This is a genomic window from Ferrimonas sp. SCSIO 43195 (assembly GCF_023716685.1).
Classification (GTDB): Bacteria; Pseudomonadota; Gammaproteobacteria; order Enterobacterales; family Shewanellaceae; genus Ferrimonas; species Ferrimonas kyonanensis.
The window spans coordinates 3,911,159-3,926,941 of sequence record NZ_CP072679.1 but is presented as its reverse complement, the minus strand read 5'-3'; the positions used below and the strand labels follow the sequence as shown (position 1 = coordinate 3,926,941).

Genomic DNA, 15,783 nt, shown 5'->3' with positions numbered 1-15,783 from the left:
ATGTACATCATGTTCGCCGGGGTTTTTCTGCCAACATTTGGTATGAATCAGGTGCCGATCAATAACAATCCGGCGGTTGCCGGCAGGCCGCCGGCGTATACGCCCCCCAATTGGCGGTGTGCTGGCGGGCTAGCGGTAAGCATTGCAGTCCGGTTTCCATCGCCAGTTACTCCCCGGAACCCGGGTGGTTGAGGGCGTACCATAGCTGTCCCTGGGCGATGCCGCTGTCGTTGACCGGAGTGCGTTCTGGCCACATCAGCCGCTGATGGTGAGACCCCATGCGCTGCAGTAAGTTCTCCAGCAGACAGCGGTTCTGCATCACGCCGCCGCACAGCACGATGGGGTGCTGAGGGTAACGATCCATCAGGGCGACCATCATCTCGGCGATGCCGTCGATGAAGGCGCGGGCACAGTGGGCGGTATCCAGGGCCTGATCGCCCCGGGGCAACAGGTACTGGATCAGGCCGGCGGTGTCGATCTGACCCTGGTCATTGAGCGACAACGGCAGCTGCAGATCGGCCTGGGCCACCGGCTCGGCACTGGCTTCGAGCAACATGCCCGCCTGGCCGTCGAAATCGGTGTGCTGACACAGCTGCAGGAAGCTGGCCATGGCATCAAACAATCGCCCCATGGAACTGCTGTAAGGGGAGTTAATCCCTTTGGACCACATCAGGTGCAGATTGCTCAGGGTGGCGGCATCGATGCCCAGCCGCTGTGGCCAACCACTGGCCTGGATGCAGTCCAGATCTGCATGCTGGAACAGCAGAGACAGGGCCACCCGCGCCGGGTGTTTGATCGCCTGCTCGCCGCCAATGAGGCGAAACGGTTTGACGTGGTGCAGGCGCTGATAACCTTGAGTGTCTGCTAGCAGCACTTCCCCGCCCCACAGTTGACCGTCGTCGCCCAGGCCGGTGCCGTCAAAGGCAAAGCCCAGTACCGGGCCGAGATGCTGATGCTCTGCCATCACCGCCAGCACGTGGGCGTAGTGGTGCTGCACCTGCAGCTGTGGCAAACGGTGCTGCTCGGCGTAGTGGCTGGCCCACTGACTGCTGCCGTAGCCCTGGTGCAGGTCACCGACCAACTGGTCGATGTGCAAGCCGTAGATGCGCTGCAGTTGTGCCAGGGTATGCTCGAAGTAACCTTCGGTGGCCAGGTTGTCCAGGTCGCCGATGTGGGGGCTGACGATGCTGCGCTGACCAAAGGCCAGTGCCAGTCGATTTTTCTGCTGGGCACCCACCGCCAAAATGGTGCGATCGCAGGCCTCGGGCAGGCGTTCGGTTTGAGGGGCGATGCCCCGAGCCAGCCGCCACCATTGGCGACGGCCCTGAACCACCTGAACCACCGAGTCGTCGCAGGGGTTGAGTATCGGGCGGTCGTGATCGAGGATGCCGTCAGCCACATGGCCCAGTTTGTCCACCAGTTGGCTGAGTTCGGTGATCACCGGCTCGCCGGACAGGTTGGCGCTGGTGGCCACCAATGGCCGGTCCAGCTGCTCCAGCAATAGCTGGTGAATCGGGGTGTAGGGCAGAAACAGCCCCAGTCGGTCGATGCCCGGGGCCACGCCGTCGGCCAGTTCGGTGCTGGCGGTGGTGCGCATCAGGGTGATGGGGCGCTCGAGGGAACACAGGGTCTCCCATTCGGCGGCATCACCCTGCACCAGCCTTTCGGCGCTGGCGCGATCTTTAACCATCACCGCCAGCGGCTTGGCGGGCCGTTGTTTGCGTCGTCTCAGGGTGTCGACGGCCTCGGCGTTGGTGGCGTCACACATCAGGTGATAGCCGCCGAGGCCTTTGATGGCGATGATCTGGCCGTCCAGCAATTGGCGGGCGCAGTGCTGCAGCGGCGATTCCACCGCTTCAAGCTGCCCGCCCGGTCGACGCCAGCTCAGTTGCGGCCCGCAGTGGGGGCAGCTGACCGGCTGGGCGTGATAACGACGGTTAAGAGGGTCTTGGTACTCTTTGGCGCAGGCCGGGCACATCTTGAAGCCGGCCATGGCGGTATTGGGGCGATCGTAGGGCAGATCGCGAATGATGGTGTAGCGGGGGCCGCAGTTGGTGCAGTTGGTAAACGGGTAACGGTAGTAGCGGCTACCGGGGTCGGCGATGTCGGCCAGACAGTCGGGGCAGCTGGCCTTGTCGGTGGCCAGCGCCACCTGGGCGTCGGCTTTGCCGCTGCTTTCAAGGATGATGAACGCCGACTCGCCGTCAACCGTTGGCTGGGGCGTCACCTGCAGGTGATCGACCCGGGCCAGTGGCGGCAGTTGATGGTGCATGGCATGGTCAAACGGCGCCAGTTGGGCCTCGGTGCCCTGAACCTCGATGCTGACGCCGTTGGCGTCGTTGAGCACGCTGCCGGTCAGATCGTTGTCGGTGGCATGGCGGTACACAAAGGGCCGGAAACCGACCCCCTGCACCGTCCCCAGGATCTGATAGTGGCGACGGATCAGACTCATGCACGATTCCTGCGTTTGAGGAACACTCCGCCCAATGCCAGGTTGGAGCCATCAAAGTCTGCCTGTTGCGGCAACAGCAGGTTGAAGTTGTTGCCCAGACGGCGGTAGATGCGATCCAGCAATACCGGCGACTCGAACTCGTCTCCCGCCAGTGCCAGCTGGTCGATGCCGATATCGGCGTCCAGTTGTTCCACCCAGTTGGCGACAAAGTCGGCAAAGGAGTCGACCAGGCCATAGCAGACGCCCTGGGCGCTGTTTTCATCGGCCATGCGGTAGCTGAGGCAGGCTTGCAGCGCTTTTTGACTCTGCAGGGTCAGCACCTCGTCCTGACGTTGCAGTTTAAAGTCAATGCGCGGGCTGTTCTTGCCGTCGTGGCCCAGGGCCAGGGCGGTAAACTTCTGCGCTGCCACGTCGGCACTGTCATTGGCGTCGGCCAGATTCAGCAGCCATGCCGCCTGGGCGTACAACTGCGACAGGTTACCGGAAGCCGGTTGTGCCGACAGCTTGGCCAGGGCCTGAGCGTGCTCTGGGTAGCGCTCCTTAAAGCGGGTCACCAGTTTGTCGCCGGAGTCCGGGCACTGGGCGATGGTGTCCAGAATCTGCGCCGGAGCGATGCTCTGTTCAGCCAGCTTCACCAGCCACTGGTAGTCGCCGTTGTCATCCTGATACAGCAGGCCGGAGGGGCGGTTGCGGCTCAGGTACAGCACCGCGATGGTGTGTTCCTTCGGTGCCTGCAACTGGGCACTGTGCAGGGCACAGGCGGCGGCCCAACGGTCGTTGATGCTCGAGACATTGGCGCCGGTGCTGACCGACAGACGCTGATCGTTCACCTGACTGGCGAAACCGGCAATGGCGGCGTCGTCCCACAGGGGCTCGCTGCCATCCAGGGGCAGGCTGGGCAGCTGGCGGTGGCTCAGGGCGACCGGCTTGTCTTCGATGAAGGTCAGCACCAGTCGCGGCTGATGATCCAGCGCTTCTACCGCGACCACGTCGATGCCCAGTTGTGCCAGTCGCTGGCCCAACATCAGGGTTACCCGGTCGTCGGCCAGGTGACATAGGTGCAGCTTGGAGGCCAACTGGTTGGCCTCGGCAAAGGCGGTTTTAGGCAACAGCTGCAGCATCGGTTTTTCCAAGCTGCTGAGCAGTTTCACGCCCTGGTTGGAGACGTGCAGCGCTTCGTTAAGGGCCTGGGGCTGACAGAACAGCAGCTGGTTGATCGCGGCCGGCGCTTGGCTCAGCAGAGAGAAGCGACGCAGGCCGTTGCCGGTTTCCAGGGTGCATTGTCCGTCCTGCTTCAGGGCGTCGATGGCCAGGCTCAGGGTGGCATCGTCGATGGCCGGAACGGCGGCGCTGCCGCATTGCGGACAGGCATCCTGATGGTCACGGCAATGACTGCAATAGGGGTTGCTGACCGGGCCATGGGCCAGGGCATGCTGGTGGCCGGAGAGGGTCTCGACGGCGTGCAGATCGCTGTGGGTCAGCCAGCAGGACATGGCCCACTCCTGGCCAACTTGCTCTGCCAAGGCGGACAACTGGGCCTGATCCCCTTCGGCTTCAAAGAAGTAGACATTGTCTTCTAGGCCGGTGGCGAGGACCTGGGGATGGGAGAGCAGTTGATTACAGCGATGGGCGTAGTAGGGGACGGGTCGATCACAATGGAAGTTAAATTTCAGCTTCATGGCTGCGGTTCCCCTTGGGTTTCACAGGACTGGTATGCCAGCTCCTGAATGTCCGCGTCGCGGACTTTGGTGGCGGTAATGCCCAGCTGTTGCAAGTGAGCGAGTAACGCTTTTTCCATGGTGGCAACGGCACCCTGGACCTGAGGCGTGAGCTCGAAGCTCATGGACTCAAGCACCGTAGGTACCACGCCCAGGACATGGGTCTTGGGGCGATCGCCGACCATGTCCATCATATTCAGGGTTTGCAGCATCTCCACTTCGTGGGCGCTGCCTTGCCAGTCCACCTCGGCGGGGGCCTGGTCGAAATCAAAGAAAAACACGTCGCCGTAGTTGGCGCTGGCGGCGTTGATGGTATCGACCACAATCAGATGGTCATAAGGGGCAATCAGAGGAATCAGGGCGTTGGCCAGAGTGCCGCCGTCCATAAATTCGAGCTGAGCTTGCCCCTCAAAGGTGTAGCAGTGCTGGATGTAGTTGGCAAAATGTACGCCGATGCCTTCATCGGCGTACAGTACATTGCCAATCCCCAGTAAGAGGATCTTTTGTGGCATGAATTACTTGTCCTTCATGGGGTGGTAATCGTAACCGGAGACAATGGAATCCACAGAGTTGTGCTTGAAGCGGATACCGCTGAATACGGCCATATACACATGCACCAGCATGAATATGACGAACACCCAGGTCAGGAAGTGGTGCAGCTCACGGACAAAGGCCAGAGTACCGAACATCGGTATCAGGGCTTCGGCCACGGGCATAAAGGCACCGCCGAGTCCTTCGTGATACACATGGGCATGCAGAATCAGACCCGTTACACACATCACCACGATTACCAGGGTTAGCGCCAGGTAGGTCATGTATTGCAGCGGTCCGTACACGCCGGATTTGTGCATGTTGCCCATGTAACCATAGGCTTTCAGGTTCTCAATCCAGGCTTTGGGACTGATCACATCACGGAAGGAGCGCCGTTCAATATCGCTTCGACTGAAGAAATACAGATAGGCGCGGCCCAGGGTGATGGCCACCAGCAGGAAGCCGGCGATCAGGTGGCCGAAGCGCACCCAGCCCTGCATCAGATTGTCCGGACCACCGTACTGAACCAAGAACGGCCAGGAGATGTAGAATCCGGAAATCACCAGCAACACGATGGACAGCGCCCTCAGCCAGTGACAGATACGAATCACTGGACTGAAGATGTAATCCCTTGAGTGTGGAACCTTGTTAGACATAGCTCCTCCTTTAGCCGGCGTTTGGTGCTACTTGGAACTGCCCCAAATCCTGGCCTTTGTAATCCATCACGTGTACGGCACAGGCCATACAGGGGTCGAAGGAGTGGATGACGCGGATGATCTCCAATGGCTTGGTAGGATCTTCCAGCTTCATGCCAACCAATGACTGCTCAAATGGACCGACTTTGCCGTTGGCGTCAACAGGACCGGAGTTCCAGGTGGTAGGTACCACAGCCTGGTAGTTCTCGATCTTGCCACCCTTGATGCGAATCCAGTGGCTGAGCAGGCCGCGCGGCGCTTCGATAACGCCCACACCCTTGTACTCTTTGTCTGGATCGATGTTAGGTTCAATGTAAGTAGACTGGTCTACCACAATGTTGCTAACCAGGGCATCGAAGGTCTTGAGGCTGTTTTCAGCCACAAGCATGGTCTGTACCAGACGGGCAGCGGTACGGCCCAGAGTGGTAAACAGCGCTTCGATTGGCAGCCCGGTGGCCTTCAGCAGACCGTTGACGGCATTGACCACCTGCTCGTTGCCCTTGGCGTAGCTCACCAACAGACAGGACAGTGGGCCCACTTCGATCGGCTCGCCGGCGTAACGTGGGGATTTCACCCAGGAGTACTTGCCGTCGTTGTCGAAGGTCGGCAGGGTGCCGTACACGGTTTCACGGTCAATCAGGCCGGTGTAGTTCGGCTCGGTAACGCCGTCGTATGGATGACGGGCCGCACCGTCTTGGTACCAGGAGTGGGTCACGTCTTCTTCGATCAGGGTCAGGTCAACCGGCTGTACGTTAGCCAGATCACCGTTCATGATCACGCCTTCGTCGAACAGGAACTCGCCGTTGCCCAGGTAGAAGTCCTTGGACGCCATGAAGTTCTTCACGCCAACGCCACCCAGTACGGAGGCTTCGCCCTTATAGGCGTCGGCCGCCATGACCACGTCAGGCAGGTAAGCACGGTTGATGAAGTCGGTCACCATGGCGTGCTTGTCTTTCCATTCCTGCAGACGGGCTGGGCTCAGCATGTCGCGAACGGAGGTCACGCCGCCCACAACCAGAGACTGAGGGTGAGGCTGCTTACCACCGAAGATGGCCAGCATTTCAGCGGCAACACGCTGAACTTCCAGTGCCTTCAGGTAGTGAGAAACCGCAATCAGGTTCTGCTCAGGGGTGAACTTGTAGGTGCCGTTGCCCCAGTAGGCGTTGGCGAATGGACCCAGTTTACCGGTGTTAACCAGTCCCTGAACCCGCTCCTGAACGGCACGCAGGTCACCTTCACCGGCGTTGATAGGCTTGTCGCTGTACTGCATGGCGACTTTGGCTGCCTTGGCAGGATCGGCGCTCAGCGCGGAGACGATGTCTACCCAGTCCAGCGCATGCAGGTGGTAGAAGTGCACCACGTGGTCATGCATGTACAGGGAAGACTGCATCAGGCTGCGCAGCAGCTTGGCGTTTTCCGGAATTTTCAGGTCCAGAGCGTCTTCCACGGCTTCGATGGAGCAGCGGTAGTGGGAGTAGGTACACACACCACAGATACGCTGAACCAGCAGACCGGCATCCATTGGGCTACGGCCCTTCAGGATGGTTTCGATGCCGCGCCACAGGGTGGAGCCAGACCAGGCGTTGGTGATGACATTATTCTCATCGACCTCAACCTCGACACGAAGGTGACCTTCAATACGGGTGATTGGATCGACTACAACACGTTTGCTCATCACTTCTCCTCCACGTCTTTAGCGAACACGCCAGCAACGGCGTGGGCACCGACACCGACAGCGGCAACACCCAGGATGGCGGTACCGATGTAGTCGGCGGTCATATCCAGGCTATGGATGTCGCGACGACCAAGGGGTTTTTCGAAATCGGCCATGGCGTCCCAGAAGTTTGGCTCGGAACAGCCGATGCAGCCGTGACCTGCCAGAACCGGCCAGCTGGTGTGGTGGTTAAAGCGCTCGGTAGGGCAGTTGTTGTAGGTGTATGGACCTTTACAACCCACCTTGTACAGGCAGTAACCCTGCTTGGCGCCTTCGTCACCGAAGGTCTCTACGAATTCACCGGCGTCGAAACGACCGCGACGTTCGCAGTTATCGTGAACGCGAGCACCGTAGGCCCACTTAGGACGGCCGTACATGTCTAGTGGTGGCAGCTTACCGAACATGACGAAGTACATCAGGGTACCGACAATGTTCTTTTCGCTTGGAGGACAGCCACCCAGGTTGACGACAGGCTTGTGAACCACCTGGTCGACACCCTTGGCTTCGGTTGGGTTCGGCGCTGCCGCCTGAACACCACCGAAGGCGGCACAGGTACCAACGGAGACGATGGCCGCCGCACCTTCTGCAGCATGGTGAACGATCTCCATGCCGGTGTGGCCTTTACAGCCCACAGTCAGGTAGTGGCCGTCGTTGGCGGTCGGTACCGCACCCTCTACTGCCAGCACGTAGCCGCCTTTATAGGCTTCCAGTGCGTGCTCCAGGTTCTCTTCCGCCTGCCAACCGGCAGCCGCCATCAGAGTTTCGTGATACTCAACTGAGATGTGGTCGAAGATGACACTGTCAATGGTAGGGGTATCGGCACGAATCAGGGATTCGGAGCAGCCGGTACATTCGGCCAGGTGCAGCCAGATGAGAGGCACACGGTCTGCGATCTCTGCCGCTTCAGCCACCAGAGGGCTAAAGGAGAGTGGCAGCGACAGCATGGCGGTAACCTGAGCGGACCAAGTCATGAACTCCCGACGGGAGATGCCTTGGCTTTCTAAGCGTTTCATCAGCGGAGTGGACTTGACCGCGTCAATATTCTTTAACTCGGTTAGTCGCTTTTTTCCCCGCGAAAATAAAGCATCGTACTGTCCCATATTTTTTAATCCTTGCATTGGGTACAACGAGATTGCCAGCAAAGTGTATGGGATTCGGAATAGGACATAATGACCGAGATCAATGTTGCGCCAAGAACTTCATTTATCCGGCGGAATGACTGGGCTTGTCGTGACTTGGGTCATGGTTTTTTCTGTTTCTTGCTCTGAAATGGCTTTTTTGTCTAATTTTTGGGGCGGAGAGTGAAATTTTTTTGTTAGTAAGAATCGCGTTCAATGTGTATTTCTACTTCTGAAATCGACCCTTTCACGGATCAATATGTGCGACAATTTGTCTGTGACTGTTGTCACTTTTGCTCCTTTTTGGGGATATTTGTCCAATTTTGATTTTCCTCAATCTTTTTTGATCGCGTTTTTCGGTTTATTAAAAAGAAACAAAAAAGAGCCAATTAAAATAAATAATTGGCTGGAGAAAATAATATTACCGGGTTCTTAAGATTTATTAATTCGTAATACTTTTCGGCGACAAAGACAGGGATCTAAATAAGAATTTTTCTCATTGTCTCGTCGCCTCAATGCATCGTTTTTTGTTCAGAATCGGGATCTCAGACCAATTTCTGTTCAAAGTGAGTTTTTAATCTGCGCTCAGTTTGGTGCCCCTTCAAGGCTAAAGGTTCCAGCGTTCTTGTTGGGCCAGTTCGCTTCTGACACTCAGGGGGGATCGCCGTGCTGCAATCGTGTTTTCGGTGCTCAGGGCTGTATGGAAGTGTCGGTGGTACCCCCTCATGGCTGCTCAGGCCCCCAGAACAGAGAGTGGTCGTTGCTGAGGCGGCACGGATGAGTCGATGCCGTCGCCGACAGGTACCTCTTCTATATAAGGAGTGACTGCCGTCGCCGACAGGTTGTTGCCGCTATATAAGAAGTGACAGCCGTCGCTGGCAGGCTGTTGCGGCTATATAAGGAGGGACTGCCAGTATAAGGAGGGCAGCCAGAGGTTGAGGGCGGTTGAGCATCAGCTTATCTAAGGCCGTCGGTTGGGTTTCGTTGAAGAGGTAGGGCCATGGCACCTCAGTAGGGCGGTGTCTTCGGCATTGAGGTTATCACCTTGGTTGGCAACAACCGTTCTCAGAGGCCAGCCTCTCGACGGCAACCTCAGGTTGACGTCATGCCGCCGTTGCCAGCCAGTTTCCAGGCTGAGCAGTCTGACAGCGGCGCCAGCAACAGCAGGCGACATATTCATTTGTCCTGCTCTTTGGGTCCACCCTCAAAGCGGCAACCGCTGTCGAAGGAAACCGGCGACGGGTGCCGACGATGCGGCGCCAACAGTTCGGGAAAGGCATTTGCGGAAGATAAAAAAAGCCCGGGTAAAGTTAGATTCGCTTTAACATTAGCTTAATTCGAATAACTCTTGGCCGGCGAAAACTTGATCCTAATCAAGGCTTTGTAAACTTGCATCCAAAATGCCTTTATTGGGGGGCGGGGTTATTTTAAGCTGTGCTCACTAAAACATACATAATATATACACCTTTTAAAGGAGCGCGCCGTGTTTTGTATTCAGTGTGAGCAAACCATGCAGACCCCAGTAGGGAATGGTTGTCAGTATGCCATGGGCATGTGTGGTAAAACTTCAGAAATTTCAGACCTTCAGGATGTACTGGTGTACATGCTGCAAGGCGTAAGTGCCTACGCTCACGCCGGTCGTGAGCTGGGGGTTGTCGATGCCGCCGCTGATGCTTACCTGCCGCAGGCGTTCTTCTCCACCCTGACCAACGTGAACTTCGACGCCGAACGTCTGGTGGCCTACACCGCCGAAGCGGTGGCCACCAAGACCCGCCTTAAAGACGCCTACCTGGCGGCCTGCACCGTTCAGGGTGTGGAGCCAAAACAGCTGGCCGGTGCGGCGCAATTCGAGATCACCGCCGAGAAAGCGGCGATGATCAGCCAGGCTCCGGCCACCGCGGTGAACCGTGGCCTCAACGATGTTGGTGAAGACATCGTCGGTCTGCGCCTGCTGGTGCTGTATGGCCTGAAAGGGGTTGCAGCCTACATGGAGCACGCCCGCATCCTCGGCAAACAGGATGATGACGTGTACGGTGAGTTCCACCGCATCATGGCCCGCCTGGGTGAAGATCCAAGCGATCTGAACGAGTTGCTGGAGCTGGCCATGGCCTGTGGCCACCTGAACTATAAAGTGATGGAGATGCTGGACGCCGGTGAGACCGAGGCCTTTGGTCATCCGGTGCCAACCAAGGTGAACATGAAGCCAGTGGCCGGTAAGGCAATCCTGGTTTCCGGTCACGATCTCATCGATCTGCAACACATTCTGGAGCAGACCAAGGACAAAGGCATCAACGTCTACACCCACGGTGAGATGCTGCCGGCCATGGCTTACCCAGAGCTGGGTGGCAAGTACCCGCACCTGGTGGGTAACTACGGCAGCGCCTGGCAGAACCAGCAGAAAGAGTTTGCCAACTTCCCTGGTGCCATCGTGATGACCTCCAACTGTCTGATCGATCCAAACCCGGGTTCCTACGCTGACCGCCTGTTTACCCGTAACATCGTGGGCTGGCCGGGTGTGGTACACCACACCGGTGACGACTACAGCGCCGTTATCGAGAAGGCGCTGGCGTGTGAAGGCTTCAAGTACGACGAGATTCCTCATTACACCATGACCGGTTTTGCCCGCAATGCCCTGATGGCGGCGGCCCCGGCGGTGATTGAACAGGTGAAGGCTGGCAACATTCGTCACTTCTTCCTGGTCGGTGGCTGTGACGGCGACAAGCAGGAGCGTAACTACTTCACCGAGTTTGCCAAGTCTGCGCCAGACGATACTCTGCTGTTGACCCTGGCCTGCGGTAAGTTCAAGTTCAACGATCTGGAGTTTGGTGACATCAACGGCATCCCTCGTCTGCTGGATGTGGGTCAGTGTAACGATGCCTACTCCGCCATTCAGTTGGCGTTGGCCCTGGCCGAGACCTTTGAGTGCGGGGTGAACGAACTGCCTCTGTCGCTGATTCTGTCCTGGTTTGAGCAGAAAGCCATTGCCATTCTGTTGACGCTGCTGGCGCTGGGTATCAAAGACATTCGCGTCGGTCCGACGGTTCCGGCCTTCCTGACCGAAAACCTGATCAACCATCTGCACGAAGCCACTGGCCTGCGCCTGACCACCACGGTCGAGCAGGACATGGCCGACATTCTGGGCTAAGCAAGCGCAACCATTCAGGGGGCTTTGGCCCCCTCGAAGTTCAACGCGCGTCAGCGGCTCTGCCATCGGGATTGTGTGGGTACAACCGAGGGTCTGGGCCGTTTTTGCGTTGGGTGGGATAGCAATTCTAAGGAGTATCACTGATGCAGCTGACCTGCACCGAAATTCGAGCGGAAACCCGTGACGTTAACACCTACCTGTTTACCGCCAGTCAACCCATCGAGTTTATTCCCGGCCAGTTTCTGCCATTGCAGGTGGAGGTGGACGGTGCGTCGCACAGCCGTTGTTACAGTCTGGCGTCGATTCCTGGAGATGCTCATTACGCCCTGACCATTAAACGGGTTGATAACGGTCTGGTGTCCAACTTCCTGGCCGACAACACCAAAGTGGGCGACAAGTTCTCAGTGATGCCGGCGGCAGGTGAGTTTCATTATCAGCATGCCGAGTCCGGTAAGTTGCTGATGCTCAGTGCCGGCTGTGGCATCACCCCGGTGTACTCCATGTTGCGCGCCCGTTTGCTGGCGGATCCGCAGGCTGACATTGTGTTCATTCACAGTGCTCGCACCCCGCAGGACCGCATCTTTGTCAAAGAGCTGGAGCATCTGGCGGACGACTACCCTAACTTGAAGCTGCGCTGGGTGGTGTCACAAGACGCCGAGCAGGGGCAGTCTCAGGGCATGTTGGACGCACGCATGTTGCTGTCCCTGGCAACCGACATTCGTGAGCGTCGCGTGCTGATGTGTGGCCCCCAGGGCTACATGGAAGCTGCCCATGGCTGGTTTGATAGCCTGGGCGTCGATCCGGAACAGGTGTTCCAGGAGGCCTTTGCTGCGCCCCAGAGCGATTCTGAGGCCGTTGGTGGTGAAGGCCATACTCTGACTGTCGGAGACAAACAGGTGGCCATTGACGCCGATCAGAGCATTCTGGAGGCGTTAGAGAAGGAAGGGTTGCCGATTTTCGCCGCTTGTCGATCCGGTGTCTGTGGCAGCTGTAAATGCCAGGGCGAGGGGGATAAGCTGGAGCGCAGCTCGGTGAGCACCCTGACGGCGGAAGAGCTCGAGCAAGGGTTTTTCCTGGCGTGTGCCTCAAAGGCCACCGGCGACATGGCGGTGACGCTGCCCTGAGCCTGGGTAACCGGCGAATGAAAAGCCTCCTTCGGGAGGCTTTTTTTGTGCATTTTGTCCCATCGCCAACGGCCGGTTACGCCCGCGCGGCGGTGATCGTGGTCACAGGTGAGTCAAAATGTCCCCCTGCAAAACCGGTGGAAAATCGGGTTCGATAAAACCAGTCACCAATCTGCTATTATTGTGTGATCCAGATCGCACGCTTGGCCGAAAAATGCTCGATTTGCTGTTGCTCAATTGTTAACGGGTGGTTGTTGTTAGGTTGATTTGGGCTGGATCTTGGTAATACCAATTCCCGGCAGGTAGCGCATTTGTTAAATGCATTGTGTTTTAATGATCTTTAAATGTTGCTTTTTATGCATTGTTTGCTTTCTGGTAACTGCATTTTACAAGTTAGTAACCAAATTCAGCCCGCCGATAAGTGATACCTGAATCACAGTCTGGGGTGAGTGCCCTCTATAGACTCCGCCGAAACTGCCGACACAAACACAGCGGAGAATATAATGAAAATCGCCTTGTTCATCCCTTGCCTGGTGAACCACATGACACCAAATGTGGGTATCGCCACGGTAGAGCTTCTCGAGAAGCTGGGGCATCAGGTCATTCTGCCGAAAGGGCAGACCTGCTGCGGTCAGCCCATGACTAACTCGGGTTGTTTCGATGATGCTAAAAAAACCACGCTGAAGCTGCTGAATGCCTTTAAGGGCATTGACTGCGACTACATCGTTTGCCCTGCGGCTTCCTGCATGATTGCGGCCAAAGAGAACTTCCACGAGTTTGACTGCAGCCCGGAAGCCACCGCTGTGATCGGCAAGCTGAAAGAGCTGACCGAGTTTCTGCACGACATCCATGGCCTGGAGCGTTTCAACAAGCCGTTCAACCACAAGATCAGCCTGCAGATGTCCTGTCACGGCATTCGCATGCTGGATCTGGCGACCCCGTCAGAGATCAAAGGTGAAGGCTACAACAAGGTGGAAGCGCTGCTGTCCCGCATCGAAGGCATCGACATCGTCTACCCAGAACGCAAAGACGAATGTTGTGGCTTCGGCGGTACCTTCGCCCTGGATGAAGGCTCTGTGTCCGGCAAGATGGGCAAAGACAAGGCCAAGGCACACGCCGACACCGGCGCCAAATACGCCGTGGGCTTCGATCCTTCCTGTTTGCTGCACCTGGACGGCGTGATTCGTCGCGAAGGTCACAGCATTGAAACCCTGCACATCGCTGAACTGCTGAATCAGGCACTGTAAGGAGATACTCTCATGGCACTAATTGGTGAAATTGAATCTCATGCCAGTGCGGCAGCGAAGTTCAACAAAGACGAAGACCGGGTAAACTGGCACGACAAAGCGCTGTGGACCCTGCGTCACAAGCGTGACCTGGCAGCAGAATCCCTGCCAGAGTGGGAAGAGCTGAAACAGTTGGGCTCCGATTACAAACTGCACACGCTGTCTAACCTGAAGCACTACCTGACCGAGTTTGAAGCCAACTGTAAGAAAAACGGCATTCAGGTTCACTGGGCCAAAGATGGCAAAGAGCACAACGAGATTGTGCACGGCATTCTGAGCAAGCATAACGTTAAGAACCTGGTGAAATCCAAGTCGATGCTGACCGAAGAATGTCACCTGAACCCGTACCTGATTGAGCGCGGCATCGACGTGATCGATACCGACTTGGGTGAGCGCATCATTCAGCTGAATGAACAGCCACCAAGCCACATCGTAGTGCCGGCCATCCACCTCAAGAAAGAGGAGGTGGGCGAGCTGTTCCACCGCAAGATCGGTTCCGAGAAAGGCGCTTCCTGCCCGACCTACCTGACCAAACAGGCACGTGCTCACTTGCGTGAGAAATTCCTGCAAGCGGACGCGGCCCTGACCGGTGTCAACATGGCGATTGCCAGTGAAGGCGCGGTTGCGGTTGCTACCAACGAAGGTAACGCCGACATGGGTGTGAACCTGCCAAACGTGCAGATTCACTGTATGGGTATCGATAAGATCGTGCCTAACATGGAAGCGGCCAGCGTGCTGTCCCGCACCCTGGCACGTAACGCGACCGGTCAGCCGATCACCTCCTACACCACCTTCTACAAAGGCCCTAAGCAGGGCGGTGAGATGCACGTGGTGCTGGTGGATAACGGTCGAACCAAGCTGTTCCAGGACGAGTTGCTGGCGGAAGCCTACAAGTGTATTCGTTGTGGTGGCTGTTTGAACACCTGCCCGGTATACCGCCGTTCCAGTGGCTTCAGCTACAACTCGCTGATTCCTGGTCCTATCGGTATCGCGGTTGCCGCCGGTGACGACGAAACCCGTTCCCTGGCCTGGGCCTGCTCCCTGTGTGGCTCCTGTACTCAGGTGTGTCCGACCAAGGTACCGCTGGACAAGATCATCTTTAAATGGCGTCGCATTACCGCCGAGAAGGGTGAATTGCCATACGGTAAGGGCAGCTACATGCCGTGGGTGGGTCGTTTCATGGCCAGCGAAACCATGTTGAACACCTCCATGGCCGGTGCTCGTACTGCCCTGCGTATCCTGCCGGATGCGCTGATGAAGCCATTTGGCATGGACTGGACTAAGTACCGCGAACTGCCTAAAGCACCAAAGACCGGCTCTTTCGAAGCGTGGTTCAACAAAAACCGGGAGAACAAATAATGTCTAGCCGTGACGCAATTTTTGCCGCATTGGACAGCTGCAGCCTGCCAGATGCACCGATGCCAACCATCACCGTTGAGCCAAATAACACCGACCTGATCGGCCAGTACGAAGCCAACCTGGCCAAGGTCGGCGGCACCCTGGTTCAGGTGAGCTCTCTGGAAGAGGTTCAGGCGCAACTGAACGCAGCCATGGCAGATAACCAACAAGTTATCAGTCGTGTAGAGGGATTAACTGGCAACCGTGAACTGGATGCCAAGCCTCACGATCTGCACAACGTCGACCTGGCTATCCTCGATGCCGAACTGGCCGTTGCAGAAAACGGTGCGGTGTTTGTACGGGAAACCGCCAGTGGCCACCGCGTATTGCCTTACATTACCGAGAACCTGGCGGTCGTGGTGAAGCGCGATACCACCGTTGCCAACATGCACGAAGCGGTGAAAGTGGTTAAGTTGGAATCCGGCCAGCACGGTGCGTTCATTGCCGGTCCGTCCAAGACCGCCGACATCGAACAGGCCCTGGTGATTGGTGCCCACGGCGCCTGCTCCATGACCGTATACATGATCGGCTAATCGACCGACTGTAACAAAAAGGCCCTGCTCGAAAGCGGGGCCTATTTGTTCGTACAACGATTTCACGTG

Annotated in this window: 11 protein-coding genes; 5 read left to right on the top strand and 6 right to left on the bottom strand. The window is 57.3% G+C overall.

The window, feature by feature from the left end:
• Positions 1-166: 166 nt before the first annotated feature.
• The 6 genes from hypF to J8Z22_RS18030 are packed head-to-tail and all read right to left on the bottom strand — an operon-like array spanning position 167 to position 8,210.
• The gene (gene hypF / locus J8Z22_RS18055; RefSeq protein WP_252007358.1) at positions 167-2,452 is read right to left on the bottom strand and encodes a carbamoyltransferase HypF; all 2,286 of its coding nucleotides are present in this window, start codon (positions 2,450-2,452) and stop codon (positions 167-169) included.
• Positions 2,449-4,131, bottom strand: coding sequence for a hypothetical protein (locus J8Z22_RS18050; protein WP_252007356.1), 1,683 nt, complete (start codon positions 4,129-4,131; stop codon positions 2,449-2,451). The genes hypF and J8Z22_RS18050 overlap by 4 nt, the downstream gene beginning before the upstream one ends.
• Entirely contained in the window at positions 4,128-4,682 is a 555-nt protein-coding gene (locus J8Z22_RS18045; RefSeq protein WP_028112172.1) for a HyaD/HybD family hydrogenase maturation endopeptidase, read from the bottom strand. Before J8Z22_RS18045 ends, J8Z22_RS18050 begins: the two co-directional genes overlap by 4 nt.
• Before the next feature lie 3 nt (positions 4,683-4,685).
• Positions 4,686-5,357 (bottom strand): Ni/Fe-hydrogenase, b-type cytochrome subunit, encoded by a 672-nt coding sequence (gene cybH, locus J8Z22_RS18040; protein ID WP_028112171.1) that lies wholly within the window; start codon positions 5,355-5,357, stop codon positions 4,686-4,688.
• 10 nt (positions 5,358-5,367) lie between these two features.
• Positions 5,368-7,071, bottom strand: a complete 1,704-nt coding sequence (locus J8Z22_RS18035) for a nickel-dependent hydrogenase large subunit (protein WP_028112170.1) — start codon at positions 7,069-7,071, stop codon at positions 5,368-5,370.
• Positions 7,071-8,210 (bottom strand): hydrogenase small subunit, encoded by a 1,140-nt coding sequence (locus J8Z22_RS18030; protein WP_028112169.1) that lies wholly within the window; start codon positions 8,208-8,210, stop codon positions 7,071-7,073. Before J8Z22_RS18030 ends, J8Z22_RS18035 begins: the two co-directional genes overlap by 1 nt.
• 1,501 nt (positions 8,211-9,711) lie before the next feature.
• On the opposite strand from J8Z22_RS18030, the gene hcp reads away from it, so the two are divergent.
• From hcp to J8Z22_RS18005, 5 genes are all read left to right on the top strand, one after another.
• Positions 9,712-11,373 carry a hydroxylamine reductase gene (gene hcp, locus J8Z22_RS18025; protein ID WP_028112168.1) on the top strand — a complete coding sequence of 554 codons (1,662 nt, stop codon included), beginning with the start codon at positions 9,712-9,714 and terminating at the stop codon, positions 11,371-11,373.
• 143 nt (positions 11,374-11,516) lie between these two features.
• A complete protein-coding gene (locus tag J8Z22_RS18020) occupies positions 11,517-12,497 on the top strand; it encodes a hybrid-cluster NAD(P)-dependent oxidoreductase (protein ID WP_252007354.1) in 981 nt (326 codons plus the stop codon).
• Between the two features lie 503 nt (positions 12,498-13,000).
• Positions 13,001-13,744, top strand: a complete 744-nt coding sequence (locus J8Z22_RS18015) for a (Fe-S)-binding protein (protein WP_028112166.1) — start codon at positions 13,001-13,003, stop codon at positions 13,742-13,744.
• 12 nt (positions 13,745-13,756) lie between these two features.
• The gene (locus tag J8Z22_RS18010) at positions 13,757-15,142 is read left to right on the top strand and encodes a lactate utilization protein B (RefSeq protein WP_028112165.1); all 1,386 of its coding nucleotides are present in this window, start codon (positions 13,757-13,759) and stop codon (positions 15,140-15,142) included.
• Complete coding sequence (locus tag J8Z22_RS18005) at positions 15,142-15,714, top strand: LUD domain-containing protein (RefSeq protein ID WP_252007352.1); 573 nt, start codon at positions 15,142-15,144, stop codon at positions 15,712-15,714. Before J8Z22_RS18010 ends, J8Z22_RS18005 begins: the two co-directional genes overlap by 1 nt.
• The last annotated feature ends 69 nt before the right edge of the window (positions 15,715-15,783 follow it).

Excerpts from the sequence above, each read along its gene's own strand:
- J8Z22_RS18005 (WP_252007352.1), top strand. The coding sequence starts at position 15,142 with ATGTCTAGCCGTGACGCAATTTTTGCCGCATTGGACAGCTGCAGCCTG.
- J8Z22_RS18010 (WP_028112165.1), top strand. The coding sequence starts at position 13,757 with ATGGCACTAATTGGTGAAATTGAATCTCATGCCAGTGCGGCAGCGAAG.
- J8Z22_RS18020 (WP_252007354.1), top strand. The coding sequence starts at position 11,517 with ATGCAGCTGACCTGCACCGAAATTCGAGCGGAAACCCGTGACGTTAAC.
- J8Z22_RS18035 (WP_028112170.1), bottom strand. The coding sequence starts at position 7,071 with ATGAGCAAACGTGTTGTAGTCGATCCAATCACCCGTATTGAAGGTCAC.
- J8Z22_RS18050 (WP_252007356.1), bottom strand. The coding sequence starts at position 4,131 with ATGAAGCTGAAATTTAACTTCCATTGTGATCGACCCGTCCCCTACTAC.
- cybH (WP_028112171.1), bottom strand. The coding sequence starts at position 5,357 with ATGTCTAACAAGGTTCCACACTCAAGGGATTACATCTTCAGTCCAGTG.
- hypF (WP_252007358.1), bottom strand. The coding sequence starts at position 2,452 with ATGAGTCTGATCCGTCGCCACTATCAGATCCTGGGGACGGTGCAGGGG.
- J8Z22_RS18045 (WP_028112172.1), bottom strand. The coding sequence starts at position 4,682 with ATGCCACAAAAGATCCTCTTACTGGGGATTGGCAATGTACTGTACGCC.
- J8Z22_RS18015 (WP_028112166.1), top strand. The coding sequence starts at position 13,001 with ATGAAAATCGCCTTGTTCATCCCTTGCCTGGTGAACCACATGACACCA.
- J8Z22_RS18030 (WP_028112169.1), bottom strand. The coding sequence starts at position 8,210 with ATGGGACAGTACGATGCTTTATTTTCGCGGGGAAAAAAGCGACTAACC.